The 19,027-nt window shown below is 33.2% G+C and carries 13 protein-coding genes; 9 read left to right on the top strand and 4 right to left on the bottom strand.

All coding sequences use genetic code 11. The features are described 5' to 3' along the window. Nucleotides 1-68 precede the first annotated feature (68 nt). The 4 genes from BUA46_RS08575 (at nucleotide 69) to BUA46_RS08590 (ending at nucleotide 3,906) form a co-directional block, all read left to right on the top strand. Complete coding sequence (locus tag BUA46_RS08575; RefSeq protein WP_019386677.1) at nucleotides 69-983, top strand: polysaccharide lyase family 7 protein; 915 nt, start codon at nucleotides 69-71, stop codon at nucleotides 981-983. A gap of 55 nt (nucleotides 984-1,038) precedes the next feature. Further along, entirely contained in the window at nucleotides 1,039-1,743 is a 705-nt protein-coding gene (locus BUA46_RS08580) for a FadR/GntR family transcriptional regulator (protein WP_019386676.1), read from the top strand. 74 nt (nucleotides 1,744-1,817) lie between these two features. Beyond that, nucleotides 1,818-3,107, top strand: coding sequence for an MFS transporter (locus BUA46_RS08585; protein ID WP_019386675.1), 1,290 nt, complete (start codon nucleotides 1,818-1,820; stop codon nucleotides 3,105-3,107). A 34-nt stretch (nucleotides 3,108-3,141) separates the two neighbouring features. Continuing rightward, a complete protein-coding gene (locus tag BUA46_RS08590) occupies nucleotides 3,142-3,906 on the top strand; it encodes an SDR family NAD(P)-dependent oxidoreductase (protein WP_019386674.1) in 765 nt (254 codons plus the stop codon). Nucleotides 3,907-3,978: 72 nt separating this feature from the next. On the opposite strand, the gene hutU is transcribed toward BUA46_RS08590, so the two are convergent. After that, nucleotides 3,979-5,976 (bottom strand): urocanate hydratase, encoded by a 1,998-nt coding sequence (gene hutU, locus BUA46_RS08595; protein WP_019386673.1) that lies wholly within the window; start codon nucleotides 5,974-5,976, stop codon nucleotides 3,979-3,981. 7 nt (nucleotides 5,977-5,983) lie between these two features. Beyond that, complete coding sequence (gene hutH, locus BUA46_RS08600) at nucleotides 5,984-7,477, bottom strand: histidine ammonia-lyase (protein ID WP_019386672.1); 1,494 nt, start codon at nucleotides 7,475-7,477, stop codon at nucleotides 5,984-5,986. An 82-nt stretch (nucleotides 7,478-7,559) separates the two neighbouring features. Between hutH and BUA46_RS08605 the strand changes: the two genes are divergently transcribed. Beyond that, the gene (locus tag BUA46_RS08605; protein WP_019386671.1) at nucleotides 7,560-8,453 is read left to right on the top strand and encodes a LysR family transcriptional regulator; all 894 of its coding nucleotides are present in this window, start codon (nucleotides 7,560-7,562) and stop codon (nucleotides 8,451-8,453) included. A gap of 7 nt (nucleotides 8,454-8,460) precedes the next feature. Here the strand turns inward: BUA46_RS08605 and BUA46_RS08610 are convergent, their stop codons facing one another. Next, nucleotides 8,461-9,483: a LacI family DNA-binding transcriptional regulator gene (locus BUA46_RS08610; RefSeq protein WP_019386670.1), complete on the bottom strand. Its 1,023-nt coding sequence runs from the start codon at nucleotides 9,481-9,483 to the stop codon at nucleotides 8,461-8,463. Between the two features lie 85 nt (nucleotides 9,484-9,568). After that, nucleotides 9,569-11,602 (bottom strand): kojibiose hydrolase, encoded by a 2,034-nt coding sequence (locus BUA46_RS08615; RefSeq protein ID WP_019386669.1) that lies wholly within the window; start codon nucleotides 11,600-11,602, stop codon nucleotides 9,569-9,571. A gap of 189 nt (nucleotides 11,603-11,791) precedes the next feature. Between BUA46_RS08615 and BUA46_RS08620 the strand changes: the two genes are divergently transcribed. The 4 genes from BUA46_RS08620 (at nucleotide 11,792) to BUA46_RS08635 (ending at nucleotide 19,017) form a co-directional block, all read left to right on the top strand. Continuing rightward, entirely contained in the window at nucleotides 11,792-13,108 is a 1,317-nt protein-coding gene (locus BUA46_RS08620) for a sugar porter family MFS transporter (protein WP_019386668.1), read from the top strand. A gap of 20 nt (nucleotides 13,109-13,128) precedes the next feature. Next, the gene (locus BUA46_RS15300; RefSeq protein WP_019386667.1) at nucleotides 13,129-14,730 is read left to right on the top strand and encodes a glycoside hydrolase family 32 protein; all 1,602 of its coding nucleotides are present in this window, start codon (nucleotides 13,129-13,131) and stop codon (nucleotides 14,728-14,730) included. A gap of 12 nt (nucleotides 14,731-14,742) precedes the next feature. Further along, complete coding sequence (locus BUA46_RS08630) at nucleotides 14,743-15,627, top strand: carbohydrate kinase family protein (protein ID WP_019386666.1); 885 nt, start codon at nucleotides 14,743-14,745, stop codon at nucleotides 15,625-15,627. A 375-nt stretch (nucleotides 15,628-16,002) separates the two neighbouring features. Continuing rightward, the gene (locus tag BUA46_RS08635; RefSeq protein WP_026009950.1) at nucleotides 16,003-19,017 is read left to right on the top strand and encodes a SusC/RagA family TonB-linked outer membrane protein; all 3,015 of its coding nucleotides are present in this window, start codon (nucleotides 16,003-16,005) and stop codon (nucleotides 19,015-19,017) included. Nucleotides 19,018-19,027 lie beyond the last annotated feature (10 nt).

Consider the following 19,027-nt stretch of genomic DNA (forward strand, 5'->3'; position numbering starts at 1 on the left):
GTATAATTGTGGAAAATTGATTATTGAGTCTATACGTAGTAGGCTCAATAGTCAATAAATAAAAAGAGATGAGGTATTTTAAATTAAACATATTAACTATTCTTCTTGTTCTAATTTCATTTAATAATTTTTTAAATGCACAATCAGATCAAATAACACCTTCAACCACTGAAAAAGTAAAAAAGAAAAAAAAGAAGAAGAAAAAAAGGGTGAAATTACCAGACATAGATTTGAGTCATTGGAAGGTAACTTTACCAGTTAATAATGAAATGGGGAAACCATATGAAATAGAGCCGCCAGAAATATTTAATTTTGCTTCTAATGAAATTGCTAAACCATATATGTATATAGATTCTACAAAAGGGGCAATTGTTTTTCATGCAATGCCTACCGAATCTAAAACCAAAAACACAAAGTACACAAGGTCGGAACTTAGAGAACAAATGGAACCAGGAAATAATAATAAAAACTGGACATTTACACAAGGAGGGATAATGAAAGGTGAAATCCAGATGGAAGAGACCACAAGAGACACTGGAGGAAAGTATCATAGAACTATTATAATGCAAATTCATGGACGATTAACAAATGAGCAGCGTGATTTAATAAGTGAAGACGATAATAATGCACCGCCTATCTTAAAGATATATTGGGATAACGGCAAAGTACGCGTAAAAACCAAGGTTCTTAAAAATTTAAATGCAATAGGATCTGAAATACTTCATGAAGATGCTTGGGATGACGATGAAGGGTTTAATTTTGAACAGGAAGTTGGGTTTAGAAAATTCACCCTTGAAGTGCAAGTTTCGAATGGTAAAATGGTTATTATTTTAAATGGAAATGAATACAAAGTTTATGACAGTATACATATAAGAAGATGGGGCGTTTTTGAAAATTATTTCAAAGCTGGGAATTACTTTCAATCTCGAGATGATGGTGCATATTCCAAAGTAAGGTTTTATGAATTAGAAGTAAGTCATTAATATGTGTTGTAATGTATATATTTGCCATAGACTTGTATAATTAAAATTAAAAGGTATGAAGTTAGAATCAATAGCAGTCAGTGATAACGTAGAATTACAAAACGATATAATTCGTAAAATTAAGGAGCTAATAAATTACAAAAATCTTGAGCCTGGAGATAAACTACCTTCAGAACGAATGTTGTCTGAGAAATTTGGAGTGAGTAGAGGTAATGTTAGAACCTCTATTCAAAGACTAGAATATTACGGTATTTTAGAATCTATTCCTCAAAGCGGAACCTTTGTTGCTAATATAGGAGTAGTCGCTATGAATGGAATGATTGATGATATCTTGCGTTTAAAAGATCCTGATTTTAAATCGTTGGTTGAAACTCGAATTCTATTGGAATTAAAAACGGTCAGGTTAGCAGCAATTAGACGTTCAGAAGAAGATTTAGAAAATATAAAATCGGCATTAGATGCTTATGAAAAGGTAGCTTTATCAGGAAAAGATGCTGTTCAAGAAGATTTGTTATTTCATTTAGCAATTGCAAAAGCTAGTGGTAATAGAACAATAAATGCTTTTATGTTGAGTATTACACCTCAGATCATTATCGATTTTGAAAAGTATCATGTTTGTGATAAAAGATTAGCACAAATTGGTATTGAAGAACATAAAGCGATATATAAGGCTATAAAAGAGCAAAATCCGCAGCTCGCTAAACAAAAAATGAAAGATCATTTTAGTGTTTTATACCAATACTGTTACAACACAAAATAAAAGAGAAATTAAAAAAGAATTTAATATTCTTATTAAAGTAAAAATAAGTTTAAAACTAACTAAAACTAAATTATATGAAAGTCAAAGGATTAAGATGGACCATAATTGGGCTAATATTTCTCGCCACAGTTATAAATTATATTGATAGGAGTGCCCTCGGTATTATGTGGGGTGGTATTGATAAAGAAGGTACTATCGCGCATTCACTACAATTAACTAAGGATGATTATGCCTTAATTTTGAACATCTTTATGGTTTTCTATGCTTTGGGACAACTATTTTCTGGTAAGCTTTTTGATAAAGTGGGAACTAGAATAGGCTATGTTATAAGTATTGGAGTTTGGGGTATATCTTCATTCTTGCACTCTACTGTAAGTGGTTTATTCTCATTAGGATTCTTTAGAAGTACTTTAGGTATTTCAGAAGCTGGAAACTGGCCAGGTGCTGTAAAAAGTAACGCAGAATGGTTTCCAATTAAAGAACGCGCCATTGCACAAGGATTATTTAATGCTGGAGCATCTATCGGATCAGTAGTTGCACCACCACTTATTGCTGCTTTATTTGTGGCTTTTGGTTGGAGAATTACATTTATGGTTATTGGTTCTTTCGGTATTTTATGGGTAATTCCTTGGTTGTTAATCAATAAGGCAGGACCAAAAAAGCACCCTTGGATAACTCCAGAAGAACAAAAATTTATATTAGAAGGTCAAAGTAAAGCAGATCAAGACGCTACTGAAGATACTAAAGGAAAAAGTTTGAAAGAAATCCTTTCTTTTAAAGAATCTTGGGCAGTAGTTATAGGTCGTTTCTTTTTAGAACCAATTTGGTGGTTATTTGTAGGTTGGATGCCAATTTACCTTTTCGATGTTTACGGATTTAATGTAAAAGAAGTAGGTATGTTCTTATGGGTTCCTTATGTGGGTGCAGCTATAGGTAGTATTGCAGGAGGATATGTTTCAGGTAAGATAATTGCTAAAACAAATTCAATAGATAAAGGAAGAAAAACAACTATTTTTATAGGTGGTATTATAATGCTATTGGGATTAATAGCTACTGTACTTATGGGTAATACTGCTGAAAAGTTTGTTGCTATCGTATTTGTGGTGCTTTTCGGATTTCAATTTGCTATTAGTAATGTACAAACACTTCCAAGTGACTTTTTCAGTGGAAAATCGGTTGGTTCTTTAGCAGGTCTTGGAGGTATGATTGGAGTTTTCTCGGTAATTGTAATGAACTTTTTGGTTCCTATCGTGGTTAAAAACTTTTCGTACACACCAATTTTTGTGGCAATCGCAATATTTGTTCCGCTAGGAGTAGGGGCAATTTATTTCTTTGCAAGAAATATTAAATCAGTAGAAGAATAAATAATAAAAACAAGAATATTTAAAATTAAAAAAAATGAGCAAATTAAATGGTAAAATAGCTGTTATAACAGGTGCAACTGGTGGAATAGGTTTTCAAGTCGCGAAAAGATTAGGTAATGATGGATTTACAGTGATCTTAAACGGTATTGAAGATGAAGCAGGAGCAGAAAGAGTTAAACAACTAGAAGCTGAAGGTATAAAAGCAGAATATTATGGTTTTGATGTTACTAGCGAAGAAGCAGTAACTTCAAACATTAATAAAATTGGAGAGAAATATGGTAAAATTGATGTTCTTGTAAACAACGCAGGTGGTTTAGGAGGAAGATCAAGATTCGAAGATATGACAACTGAATTTTACAGATTTGTTATGGCGTTAAATCTTGATTCTACATTTTTTGCTTCAAGAGCTGCAATTCCATTCCTTAAAAAAGGAGAAAATGCTTCGATTATTAATTATACATCTATTGCAGGATGGAATGCTGGTGGTCCTGGTGCAGGAGTTTACGGTACATCTAAAGCAGCAGTTCATGCAATTACTAGAGCATTAGCAAAAGATTTAGCAGAATATGGTATTAGAGTAAATGCCGTATCTCCAGGTACTATTGATACAGATTTCCATAAACAAATTAAATCAACTAAGCCAGAAGTGTTTGCTTCTTGGAAAAATAACATCATGTTAGGAAGATTAGGTCAACCTGAAAATGTAGCGAGTGTTGTTTCTTTCCTTGCAAGTGAAGATGCATCTTTCATAACTGCTGAAACTATTCAAGTTACAGGTGGTCAAGGGTTAGGAATCTAGTTAAATTAGAATAAATTTTTTAAAAAAAAGTCAAGATTTAAATCTTGACTTTTTTTATTCAGATTACTAGAGTTAGAACAAATTATCTAAGATTTCTTCTTCAACAATATTGGGAATGGTAACTTTTAAATTTGGTGTACGTTCCATTTCTCTCTTTATGGCGAATAATGCGCCTTCATTTCTTGCCCAACTTCGTCTAGAAATGCCATTGTTTACATCGTAAAACAGCATATTTATTAATCGTTTCTCAGAATCTTCGGTACCATCTAAAAACATTCCAAAACCACCATTGATAACTTCGCCCCAGCCAACGCCACCACCATTGTGAATGGAAACCCAGGTTGCGCCTCTAAAGCTATCGCCAATTACATTGTGAATTGCCATATCAGCTGTAAATTTGCTACCATCATAAATGTTTGACGTTTCGCGAAATGGAGAATCAGTTCCACCAACATCATGATGATCTCTACCAAGCACTACAGTACCTATAGTGCCTTTAGAAATCGCTTGATTAAAAGCTAATGCTATTTTCATTCGTCCTTCAGCATCGGCATACAATATGCGCGCTTTTGAGCCTACAACCAAATTGTTTGCTTTTGCATTTTTTATCCAATTAATATTGTCTTGCATTTGCATTTTAATTTCTTTTGGTGCTTCTATCATCATATCTTCAAGAACTTTCGCTGCAATAGCGTCGGTTTTTTCTAAATCTTCATCTTTTCCTGAAGTGCACACCCATCTAAATGGACCAAAACCATAATCTAAACATAATGGACCTAAAATATCTTGTACGTATGATGGGTATTTAAAATCTATATTATTCTCTGCCATTATATCGGCTCCCGCACGTGAGGCCTCTAGCAAAAACGCGTTTCCGTAATCGAAAAAATAAGTTCCTCTTTTAGTATGCTTATTTATCGCATTAACGTGACGAATGAGTGAATTTTGTACATTTTCTTTAAAAAGTTTAGGATTTTCTTTTATCAAAGTATTTGATTCTTCCCAGCTTAAACCTACTGGATAGTAACCACCAGACCAAGGATTATGTAATGAGGTTTGATCGGACCCTAAATGCACAAAAATATTGTGTTCATAAAATTGCTCCCATAATTCAACTACATTTCCAACATAGGCAATTGAGATGACTTCATTATTGGTCTGGGCTTGTTTGATGCGTTTTATGAGTAAATTGATATCATCTAATAAAAGATCAACCCAACCTTGTTCATGCCTTTTTTTTGCAGCTTTAGGGTTTACTTCAGCACAAACTGTAATGCAACCGGCTATATTTCCAGCTTTAGGTTGAGCGCCACTCATACCTCCCAAACCAGAAGTCAAAAATATTTTTCCAGCTAACGACTCTTGTTGCGACAATATTTTCCTAAATGCATTCATAACAGTAATTGTAGTACCGTGCACGATGCCTTGTGGACCAATATACATGTACGATCCTGCTGTCATCTGTCCGTATTGTGTAACGCCTAAAGCATTGAATTTTTCCCAATCGTCGGGTTTAGAATAATTTGGTATCATCATGCCGTTGGTTACAACAACTCTTGGAGCTTCTTTAGACGACGGAAACAAACCCATTGGGTGACCTGAGTATATGTGCAAGGTTTGCTCATTCGTCATGGTAGCTAAATAGTGCATTGTTAACAGGTATTGCGCCCAATTTTGAAAAACGGCACCGTTACCTCCATAGGTAATTAATTCTTCAGGGTGCTGAGCTACTGCTGGGTCTAAGTTGTTTTGAATCATCATCATAATAGCGGCAGCTTGTTCAGTATTTGCTGGATACTCAGAAATTGGTCTAGCATAAACCTGATAATCTGGTTTAAACCTGTACATGTAAATACGTCCGTAAATTTTTAACTCCGCTGAAAACTCAAGAGCTAACTCCTTATGCCATTGTTTTGGAAAATATCGTAAAGCATTTTTTATGGCTAATTTTTTTTCGTTTAAAGTGAGTATCTCTTTTCTTCCAGGAGCTCGATTAACACTATTAGGATATTCTTTTATAGCTGGTAATTTATCTGGAATCCCTTGTAAAATTTGCTCTTTAAATGTCATTTTATATTTATTTTAAAATAAAAGTTCTATTTACTACCAAGTTAATCATGGCATTGATATCATCTTTTAACAAACGATCGTTTTCAAGTTTGGGAACTTTTTCTCTTATTATTTTAAAATTCTCTTCAATGATATCTGAAAAAGTATTTGGTCTTCTAAACTCTAAAGCCTGAGCTGCATACATAAGCTCGATAGCTAAAATCTTTTCTAAGTTGCCTAGTATTTCATTAAATCTCCTCCCTGATATACTGCCCATAGAAACATGGTCTTCTTGTCCCAATGCCGTCGGAATGCTATCTGCAGATGCTGGAAAACACAACGATTTATTTTCTGAAACTAATGCTGCAGTGGTATATTGAGGAATCATAAAACCAGAGTTTAATCCGCCACCCGTTGTCAATAATCGAGGCAAACCGAATTTACCTTCTAGCAATAAGAAGCATCGTCTATCAGAAATATTCCCTAATTCTGATACAGCAATCGAACAATAGTCTAAAGCCATGGCTAATGGTTGTCCATGAAAGTTACCGCCAGAAATCGCTTCAGATTCGCTTAAAATAATAGGATTATCGGTAACGGAATTCATTTCAATCTGTGCCAGCTTTCTTAAATGAAAAAAGGCATTTCTTGAAGCACCATGAACTTGTGGTATGCATCGCATAGAGTAGGGGTCTTGTACACGTTCGCAGTCTTCATGAGCATCAACATTTTGTGATTTGTAAAGCAGCATAAACATACGTTCTGCGACTTCTATCGTTCCTTTAAATGGTCGTAGTTTGTGTAATTCATCCCTAAAAGGTGAACTACTTCCTTGGTATCCTTCTATACTCATTGCTCCAGCAACATCGGCTAAATCCAATAAGTATTCCATTTTTTTTAAGCCAATTATGGTATGTGCTAGTATAAATTGTGTGCCATTTATTAAAGCTAATCCTTCCTTTGCTTTTAATTTAATAGGCTTCAAATTATAATCTGATAACACTTTTTTGGCATCAATAATTTTATGCTTTACCCAAAATTCGCCTTCGCCTATTAATGGTAGAAACAAATGGGCTAGAGGGGCCAAATCTCCTGAGGCACCAACAGATCCTTGTTCAGGAACAACAGGTAATAAATCATGTTCTATAAAAAATATGATTCGCTCTAATACCTTCAGTCTAATACCGGAATACCCTTGACTTAATGCATGTACTTTGCAAATCATCATCAGTTTAGATAGGTTTTTATCAATAGGTTTTCCAACACCAACAGCGTGGGTAATTAATAAATTTTCTTGAAGTTTATTAGTTTCATCATAACTAATTTGTACATCACATAAAGGACCAAACCCAGTATTTACGCCGTATACAGGTTTGTTAGAATTTGCCAAAACTTCTACTTTTTTTCTCGAAGCATTAACTTTATCCTTTGCTTCAGTGGTAAGTTCACCTTTAATAGTGCCGTTGGCTATATCTAAAACCTTTTCTAATGTTAATTTATCAATACCGTATTTAAATATCATTTTAATTGAATTACTTGATTATTACAAAGTTATTCCTATTTTTAATGTTTAAAAAGACCATTTAATCACATTATTGATAACTATGAGTAATCAATTAGAAATTCGACATATAAAGTATTTCCTTGCCGTTGCAGAAGATTTACATTTTAGAAAGGCCGCTGAACGTTTGTATATTTCTCAACCAGGATTGAGCAGACAAATAAAGCAAATGGAAGAAGATTTAGGCGTGCAATTGTTTGACCGCCATAACAGAAAAGTAGTTTTAACCAAAGCAGGTACTTATCTTAAAAGCGAATTATCTCGAAATTTAAAGCAGTTGAACGACATAGTCGATCATGCTAAATTGCTTCAAGATGGTAAAAAAGGCCAACTGAAACTTGGTTACGTTGGGTCTGCAATGCAGAAAATTATTCCTGAGTTATTGATTAATTACCAAATTAAAAACCCTGATATTATTTTTAGTTTGAAGGAAATGGATAATCAAAAGCAAATTGAAGAGTTACTCAATTTTAATATCGATTTTGGATTTGTAAGATTAGAAGAAGTTCCTAAAACAATAAATAAACTTTGTGTTTTAAGTGATACTTTTTGTTTGGTTTTACCCGAGAATCATGCTATAAATCTTAATACTTTTAAAAGTATATCACAACTTAAAAACGAATCATTTATTCTTTTTGATCCTGAGTACAGTAAATCTTACTACAATAAAGTTCTTGATATTTTTCATGAAAGTGGTTTTTCACCTATAATTTCTCATCTAACTATTCATGCAAGTTCTATTTATAAATTGGTTGAGAATAATTTTGGAGTGTCTATAGTACCAAAGTCATTAACATTAAACAATCCAGATGGTGTAAAATTTATTGAATTGAATTCAATTTCACAAAGAACAGATTTGTCATTAGTCTGGAATAAAATGAATAGAAATCCACTTTTAACAGGAGTTTTAAATCTGTTTGATGCATTACCGAATTAGTAATCAATTAACTAGATTCTCTAAAAATCAATTCAGTTGGAATAACGACTTTTTGTGGTTCATAAGAAATTCCTTTTCGAATACAGTTTATTTCATGAAATAAAATGTCTGCAGCTTTTTTACCCATTTCAAAACCGTTTTGTTCAACTGTGGTAAGCGCTGGGGTTATAACCGATGCCATAAACCAATTACTAAATCCCATTAATGCTATTTGTTCGGGGATTTTAATATTATTTTGGTTGAAGTATTTAATAGCTCCTATGGCGAGTAAATCGTTTACGGTAAAAAGGGCATCTACATTTCCTTGATGATCGCTAATAAGTTTTTTTGCGCTATTATAACCATCTTCAAAATCTGAATTATTATTACACAGATAGACTAATGAAGGGTCGAATTCTATATTATTATCAGCCAAAGCTTTCTTATAACCTAAAAAGCGGTCAATAGAATTTTGTGGATTTAAATCGCCTCTAAAATGAGCAATTCGCTTGTATCCTTTCTTAATTAAATAGGATACAGCTTCATAAGCAGATTTTCTATCGTCAATAAATACTTTAGAACAATTTACATTTTTTGAAATTTTATCAAAAAGAAGTAAAGGAATACCGTTATTAATTATCTTATTTAAATGGTCAAAAATATGTGTTCTATTTGAGAGCGATATTAAAATACCAGCAACACCTTTGCTAATAAGCAAATCAACCTGTTTTTTTTCAAGTTCATAGTCTTCATTAGATTGCATTACAATCACCAAATAATCATGTTTTTCGGCAACTTCAAGAATACCTTTAATAACACTGGAGAAGAAATAATGCACATTATCTGGTATAATTAAACCTAAGGTTTTTGATTCATTTTTACGCAACCCAAGTGCAAATGAATTTGGCGAATAATCTAATTTCAAAGCCAGATCTTTTACCTTTTTTCTAGTCTTTTCACTTACATCGGGGTAGTCATTCAGTGCTTTAGATACTGTAGTGATAGAAATTCCTAATTCCTTTGCAATTTGTTTTAGGCTAACTGGTTTCATGAATACTTTTGCTATTAATAAGTTTTCTGAGAATTAAACTTTATAAATATTATACAAGATAGACTTATTGATGGGTTAATCTAAATTAATGTGTTATGGAATACGTTTTTTTATCAACACCTATCCCTTTAAGGGTTAAAGATTTCCATTCTTTGGGTAAAATTGGTTGTTTTTGTACAATCCCTTCATCGGTTAAATGCAATCCGCCAAAGCCAAATAAAATAGTTTGAAGCATGCCTCCAGCACCAGTTGCAAAATAAGGTTCGTGTCCTGTGGCTGTTTCAGAAAGTGCGCCAAATGGTGGTCTTTTATTAGGCACATAGCTTTCTTTAAAAAGCCTGTAAGCATTATTGGCATCACCTAAGCGTGCGTAAATTGCTGCTAGTGCAGATTTCCCCATTGTAGGGCCATCAATTCTAATTTTAGGCTCATAATATTTTAAATCTTTTATAATGGTTTCTTTATCATTTATCACATTTAATGGGAAGGCCAATAAATTCACATCGGCCTGCTTTATATTTTCCCCAGCATACTTACTGTGCTCCATGGTAGTACCATCAGGAAATTTATGAATTTTAATATGGTCTGCAACGTCTTGCCACATTGGGTTTGCAGGAATATTTAATTCATTAGCAGCCAGAACAGCATATTTTAAAGCTGTAATAGCGGAACCATTGGTAAACGCATTATCATTAACATTCGGAGCATCTTCATTAGCTCCAACCACGTTTTTAATGGAATATGTATTATCTGCATTTTTTGTAGAGCGACTTACCCAATAATCGGCAACTTCTTTAAGCATAGGGTATCCACGTTCTATAAGCCATTTTTTATCTTTTGTAACTCGATAATAATTCCAAAAAGCAATGCCAACATCAGCAGTTATATGATGCTCAAAAGTTCCTGTTAGCGCCCATGCAGGGGTTGCTTCTTCACCTGTATCATCGCTTTCCCATGGAAACATAGCACCTTTATAACCAAAGTTTATAGCTTTTTCTTGTGCTTTTTTAATTCTATCGGAACGATAATTTACTAAAGACCTCGCGATATCCTGATTGAGCAATAATATGGGAGGATACATCCAAAGTTCTGTATCCCAAAATATATGTCCATTATAGTTTTGCGAAGAAAGCCCCATTGGAGCAATACTCAAATTAGAATCGCCTCTGCCAAATGCGTAGAGATGGTATAGAGCCAAACGAACATCTTGTTGGGTTTGCAAATCGCCTTCAATAATTATATCGCCTTCCCATAAATTTGCCCACAAATCAAAATGTTGCTTTAATAAATCAGATTTTGGTGTTAATAAATTAAAAATTACAAAGCGTTCAGATTCATTTTGCGGATCATCAAAATCTTGTGTTGTACATTGCGCAGCAGTCCACGCAAATTCTAAGGTGTTATTTTTTTTGATTGACTTTTCAAAAGACAATTGATTATCGAGATCGCTTACTTTATTATGATGAAGTTCTGGTCTTTGATGTTCTCGGGTAGAGTTTATATCATGCCAAATAAACGTTGCCGAAGTAGCTACAGTATGCCTGCCAAATTCAGTATTTGCAACAGTTTGTAAAATAGGCATTGTGGTTTCTAAATCTTTTAAAATGCGGAAGGTGCTTATTGGATTTTTATACAAATCATTACTTTCAATTTTCCCAATAGCTTTGATTTTTAAACTTTGTAAAGCTTCAACTTTAATATCGATATAACTACTATAAGGCACATTTCTTAAGGCATAAAAAGTATAAGAAATGGTCGCTTTGTCTTTAAATTTAAACGAGGTTGTAAAACTTCCCGCTTTCATATTTAGAGTTTGTTTCCAATTGTAAATGTTAGTTTCATCAACCATTTCGTCATCAATAGAAATGTCGAGATTTCCAAAATTCATCCCTTCTAAAATTTTACTCACACCCAATTGAGAAGCTTTTTCATAGACATTATTTAGAATTATTTGTTTGGTTTTAAAAGGCTTTTCAGAAGGTAAAACACCAATGCGTCCATTAGCCACAACAATACCTGTGTAATTAGCTTTGTTGGTTGTTGAAATGTGCCATCCGTCGTTTTGAGCAGATAATAAAACAACATTAAAACATAGTAAAAGAGACCAATAAAATTTCATATATTTAATTTTAGGTACATAAAATTACGAATTTATACTATTTGTCAAACAATATTGTTTAATGTTTAAAAAAATAAAATCATCTTGTCGAAATCGATTTCGATATGGAATCCTTGAAGAATTCATAATTGCAAAGTGTTCTTTCTTGGCTTTTAGCTAATTTGGTATTTAACTAACTGAACTAAAACTATGAACAAAAAAATATTAATTTGGTCTATTACTGCAGCATTGGCAGGATTTTTATTTGGTTTTGATACCGTTGTAATATCAGGAGCAGATAAAAAATTACAAGCATTATGGGGTACTTCTGACGCCTTTCATGGCTCTGTCGTAATGGCGATGGCCCTTTGGGGAACTGTATTTGGTGCTCTTTTTGGTGGTATTCCTACCAACAGGCTGGGAAGAAAAAAGACCTTAATTTGGATTGGGTTATTTTATTTTATTTCTGCCGTTGGGTCCGCTTTATCTAACGACCCGTATACGTTTGCCGTTTTTAGATTTTTAGGTGGAATAGGAGTTGGTGCTTCTACAATTGCAGCTCCCGCTTATGTTTCTGAAATTTCGCCAGCGAAAAATAGAGGGCGACTAGTTGCGTTGTATCAATTTAATATTGTACTTGGAATTTTAATTGCATTCTTATCAAATTACCTGTTAAGCAATGTAGGTGAAAATGCATGGCGATGGATGATTGGTGTTGAAGCCTTTCCTGCTTTAATTTATACCGTTTTAATTTTTACAGTACCTAAAAGTCCGCGTTGGTTGGTTTCCAAACATAGGTATGACGAAGCCAAAGCGGTGTTAAAAATTATCAATCCTAATGATGATGCCGAAGTTTTAATGCAAGAAATAAAAACAGAAAGCGAAAGCCATATTGAAGGCGAAAATATATTTATGAAAAAGTATAGATTTCCGTTAATACTCGCTTTTCTAATTGCTTTTTTTAATCAACTTTCTGGTATTAATGCCTTTTTATATTATGCCCCTCGAATTTTTGAAGAAGCCGGTTTAGGTGAAAGTACGGCTTTATTAAGTAGTATAGGAATTGGTGTTACTAATTTGATATTTACACTTTTAGGAGTGTTTCTAATTGATCGATTAGGAAGAAAAACACTCATGTATATAGGTTCTATAGGCTATATAATTTCCTTAAGCTTGGTTTCGGCAGCCTTCTTTTTAAATTGGGGAGGAATGGCTGTTCCTATATTTTTATTTCTATTTATCGCCTCACATGCCATAGGTCAGGGTGCTATAATTTGGGTGTTTATTTCAGAAATTTTCCCGAATAACTTAAGAGCAAGTGGTCAATCGTTCGGAACTTCAACACATTGGGTATTGGCAGCAATAATTCCATCGCTAGTTCCAGTATTGTTTTCTACAATAGGAGCAGGTGTAGTGTTTATGGTATTTGCCATCATGATGGTATTTCAACTCTTATTTGTTATATTTATGATGCCGGAAACCAAAGGGGTTTCACTTGAAGAATTAAGTAAAAAACTTGCTAGATAATCTAACTAACCAAAAGTATAATGAAAACATATTTGCATATAATAGGTCTGATATTATCGTTCTTAATTTTAGGATGTAAGCAAGATAAAAAAGCAGAAAACCCTGAAACAGTTTTAGATATTTCGGTTAATCTTGAAGAGGAATTATACCGTCCTAATTATCATTTTACACCCAAGGCTAATTGGATGAACGATCCTAACGGTATGTTCTATTATAATGGAGTTTATCATTTATATTTTCAGTATTATCCAGATGGAAATGTTTGGGGCCCTATGCATTGGGGTCATGCAAAAAGTAAAGATTTAATTTCTTGGGAAGAACAACCCATTGCAATTTATCCAGATAGTATTGGTCTAATTTTTTCAGGAGGCGCCGTAGTAGATAAAAACAACACGTCTGGCTTTGGTAAAGATGGTAAAACGCCTATTGTAGCTATGTATACTTATCACAATATGGATGGTGAAAAAGCAAAGCGTTTAGATTTTCAAACGCAGGCTATAGCTTATTCATTGGATGAGGGACAAACGTTTGAAAAATATACTCAAAATCCAGTAATTAAAAACCCAGGAATTAAAGATTTTCGAGATCCAAAAGTGATTTGGGATACGGCTAGGGAACAATGGGTTATGGTTTTAGCTGCGGGCCAAAAAATTATGTTTTATAGTTCGAAGAATTTAAAAGATTGGAAGTTAATTTCTGAATTTGGAGATGGAGTTGGGGCACATGGTGGTGTTTGGGAATGCCCTGATTTATTTCCGATGACCATTGAAGGTACAAACGAACAAAAATGGGTGCTCATTGTTAGTATAAACCCTGGCGGACCAAATGGAGGTAGTGCTACTCAATATTTTATAGGTGATTTTGATGGTAAAACTTTCAAGTTAGATGCTACATTTACTAAACAATTAAAAGAACATAATGCTGTTTGGTTGGATTACGGAAGAGATAACTATGCAGGGGTAACGTGGTCTAATATTCCAGAAGCAGACGGAAGAAAACTATTTATAGGTTGGATGTCTAATTGGGATTATGCCAGAGATGTTCCTACCGAAACATGGCGAAGTACAATGACTATAGCAAGAGAATTGAAACTTAAAAAACAGGATGATGGTTATCAATTAGTTAGCATGCCAGTTTCAGAACTCGATAAATACACCTCAAAAACTATTCGTGTAGATTCCTTAAAAGTGGATCAAAATAAGGTAATCGTATCGAGTAATGATGTCAATCTTTCTAAATTAAGAGTTAAATTGGAATTGAATAATTTAAAAGATAAGAAGTACACATTTCTTTTTCAAAATAAACAGGGAGATAGTCTTTCCTTTGGAATAGATAACAAAGAGAAGTATTATTTTTTAGACAGAACAAAATCAGGACAGGTTAAATTCTCGGAAAAATTTGCACCAAAGATATCAAAGGTGCTTAGGGATAACATTGCAAAAGATATTACCATAGAAGTGCTTATGGATAAAACCTCTATTGAAGTATTTTTTAACGAAGGAGAAACAGTTATAACAGAATTGTTTTTTCCAAATAAACCATTCGAAACGTTATCTATTCAAACTTCTGATGAAACACTGTTAGTTGAAAATATAAAAGTTGAAGAATTTCAATTTAATTAAATCATTTTTAGAATGGCGAATATTGTTTGTTATGGCGAAGTATTGTGGGACATATTTCCTGAATACGAAAAAATTGGTGGCGCTCCACTTAATGTGGCATTAAGGCTTAATTCGTTTAATAACAAAGTTACCATGATTAGTAGCGTGGGTAATGATGAACGGGGTAATCAATTATTAAAGTATGTTGAAAGTGAAGGACTGAACCTTGACCAAATTCAGATAAATAAAGATTATAAAACCAGTGAAGTAAACGTATTTTTGGATGACAATGGGACAGCCAGTTATACCATAGAATATCCATGTGCTTGGGATTATATTAAATTAGATGATACGCTTGTAAATACAGTAAAACAGGCAGATGCCTTTATATTTGGAAGCTTAGTTGCAAGAAATACTTTATCGTACAAGACCTTACTTAACCTACTAACTGTAGCCAAATTCAAGATCTTTGATGTTAACTTAAGACCTCCACATTATAAAATAAATGTTTTACTAGAATTGATGAATAAAGCGAACCTCATTAAATTTAATGATGAAGAGCTTTTTGAACTTTGCAGCGCACTCAATTTTAATTCTGAAAACTTAAAAGAGAATATTGAGTTTATTTCTAACAAAACAAACACGAAAACCATTTGTGTAACATTAGGAGGCAAAGGTGCAATGTTGTTGAGTGATGGTGTTTTTTATACCAATAAAGGTTACAAAGTGACAGTGAAAGATACTGTGGGTGCCGGAGATTCTTTTCTAGCATCATTATCTCATAAACTTCTAAATAATGAACATCCGCAAAATGCTATCGATTTTGCATGTGCAGTAGGTGCAATAGTAGCATCTAGCGTGGGAGCAAACCCTAAAATTTCAAATGATACTATTAATCTTTTAATAGAAAATAATTAGTATTCATTTTTGGAATTCCTTTCAAGACTTCATTTGTTTTTAGAATAGTTATTCTTAAAAGGATTAATTGATATTAAAAACCTTTCATTTTCTACTTATTTACTGCTGAAAAACCTAGCAATATTTCTATATAAGGTCATTTATTAAATTTTTCAATAAATTATCAATTTCATAATTCTGTCCTTAATTTATTCTCAAACTATGATTTTTGTCATATTTTTTTTGTGATTTGGTAAAATCGAAAACGTTTTCGGAAATATAATGGACGTTTTTTTTGCTATTTTTTGCGCCTTCAAGAGAAAAATCCAAAGTTTGTATTGCATGGAAAGTTTTTAAGTGCTTTTTATGTAACTAAACTTAATTAAATAACTAAATATGAAAAACAAATTACTAAAAAAAACGCTGCTTCTACTCCTGTTTTTGAGTGGAAGTTTTATGTATGCGCAAACAGTATCAGGAACAGTTTCTGATGAGTCGGGTCCATTACCAGGAGTAAATGTTTTGGTTCAAGGAACTTCAACTGGAACTGTAACAAATTTTGATGGAGAGTATGAAATTAACGCTAACAATGGAGATACCTTAGTATTTTCATTTTTAGGTTACTTAACTCAACAGGTTGTGGTAACGGGTTCAACTTTAAATGTAACCCTTAGTGAAGATGCTGCTCAATTGGATGAAGTGGTTGTTGTTGGTTATGGTAGTACGACTAAAAAGGAGATTACTTCAGCAGTAACCAAAGTTGGAGAAGAAGAATTTAACCGTGGTACTGTTAATGCTCCTTCAGAGTTATTACAAGGAAAGGTTGCAGGTTTAAGTATTTATAACAAAGGAGGTAACCCAAATGATGATGCGGTAATTCGGTTAAGAGGTATTTCAACAGTAGGTTCAAACTCTCAACCGCTTGTTGTGATTGATGGTGTAATTGGTGCGTCACTAAATAATATTGATCCTAATGATATTGAAAGTATGACTGTTCTTAAAGATGGTTCTGCTGCCGCTATTTATGGAACAAGAGGATCTGCAGGTGTTATTATTGTAACAACTAAAAAAGGAAAAGTAGGTACAACACAAGTATCGTATAACGGTTCTGTTGCTTCGGCATCTATAGCAAATGAAGTTGAAAATATGTCTGGCGATGCTTTCGTTGCTGCTGGTGGAACCGATTTAGGTAGCCGAACTAATTGGATGGATCAAGTTACAAGAACAGCTGTTACAAATGTGCATAATGTAGCTATATCTGGTGGTTATGAAAATTCTTCATTTCGTGTTTCTACAAACTTTAGAGATGCCGAAGGGATTCTGAAAAACTCAGGGTTTAATCAATTTAATGCAAGAGTTCAGGCAAGTACAAAAATATTGAACGATAAATTAAAAATTGATTTTAATGGTTCTTACACAGAGCGTCAATCAGATTTTGGATTTAACGAAGCACTAAGATATGCAGTTTTATACAATCCTACTGCTCCAATTTATGGTGTAGATTCACCATACCCTTTTAATGCTGATCCCTATGGAGGTTATTTTGAGACTTTAGGTTTATTTGATAGTTTTAATCCAGTGTCTATTCAAAACCAAAACATCAACCAAGGTGATAAAAATGAATTTACTTATTCGGTAAACTTTAAATACGACCTAACTGATGATATTTCATTAAATGCATTATATTCTGAGCAAAAAACAAAAATTAATAATTCAGAATACTACAGAACAACTTCATTATTTAGAGGTGGTGCTGATAACCCATTTAGAAAAGGTTTGGCAAAATTATATACACAAGACAACGATTTTAAATTATTTGAGTTATTTGGCGATTATGATTTTAATGTTGGGGATAGAATAAACATGAAATTTACAGGAGGTTACTCATGGCAGGAAACCAATTTCTTTGATTACTTTATAGAAACAGGAGATTTTCCTAATGATGATCTTGTATATTTAAATGCATTAGAATGGTCTCAAGACCAATTAAATGGTGGTTTTATTAATATAAATAGTAATAGATCTCCAGAGGATAGAATAATAGCATTTTTTGGAAGATTAAATTTCACATTTGATGATGCCATATACTTTAATGCTTCTATACGTAGAGAAGGATCAACGCGTTTTGGTGAAGAAAATAAATGGGGAACATTTCCTTCTATAGGTCTGGGTGTAGATTTGAATAAATATTTAGACCTAACTAATGTAGATTTATTTAAAGTGCGTTTAGGATATGGTGTTACCGGTGCGATTCCGGGCGTAAACGGTGCGTCTCAAAATGGCTATAACCCAAATAGTACACTTTTAGGGTCTGATGCGTTTAGGCAAAAGAATCCTAATTTAGGATGGGAACAAAAAGCTGAAACAAATTTGGGTATTGAATTTAATATGGGAAGACTAGCCGCTACTTTAGATTTGTATTCAAGAGATGTAACAGATTTTATACAAACAAGTAGATTAACTGATGAAGATGATCAGTTTTTACAAGATGCTGGAATTCCAAAAATTAGTGATTTTTGGTTAGCAAATTCAGGTAAACTGAATACTAAAGGAATCGAATTTACGGTGAACTATGATATTATTCAAAAAGAAGATTTAACTTATAATTCGGGGCTTGTATTTTCGACTTACAAATCAACTTTAGAGAAATTTAATAGTGACCCAACTTTACAAGGTAATTTAGGTGCACCAGGACAGAATGATACCGCTGTAATTTTAGTGGCTGAAGGAGAAGAAATTGGTCAAATTTATGGTGCGCTTTGGGACGGAACAGTTACAGATGGAAGTCAAAATTTTGTGGATGTTAACGGAGACGGAAGTATTAATGTAAACCAAGAAATTGGTAATGCAAGAGATAATGATGGAGATGGTGTAGTGGATGGAGATATAACAAAATTAGGAAAAGGTATTCCTGATTTTGAATTAGGTTGGACACACTCTCTAAGTTATAAAAACTGGGATGTAAATGCTTTATTTAGAGGTGCTTTTGGTCATAGTTTAGTGAATAATTTTAGAGTATTTTATGAGCCAAGAGTAGGTTCACAAGGATCATATAACTTTATTAATACTAAATATGCAGACCCGGCAATAACAAATGCTAAATATAGTTCCCTATATGTAGAAAAAGCTGATTTCTTTAGATTAGATAATTTGTCTATTGGTTATACGTTTGATATAGCAGAAGATAACAAGTATTTAAATTCAGTGCGTTTATCATTAAGTGGGCAAAATTTATTTACAATTACTGGCTATACTGGTGCTGACCCTGAACCTTCTCTAGGTGATAGAGGATCGGTTGATAATGGAGGTGTGTTAGGCACAAATTCTAACCCATTAATACCTGGTATCGATAGAAGATATAATTATTTTGCAGCTAGAACGATTACATTGGGTGTAAATGTTAACTTTTAATTAAAAAAAC

Source organism: Algibacter luteus (genome assembly GCF_900141715.1).
In the GTDB taxonomy this organism is placed as follows: Bacteria; Bacteroidota; Bacteroidia; order Flavobacteriales; family Flavobacteriaceae; genus Arenitalea; species Arenitalea lutea.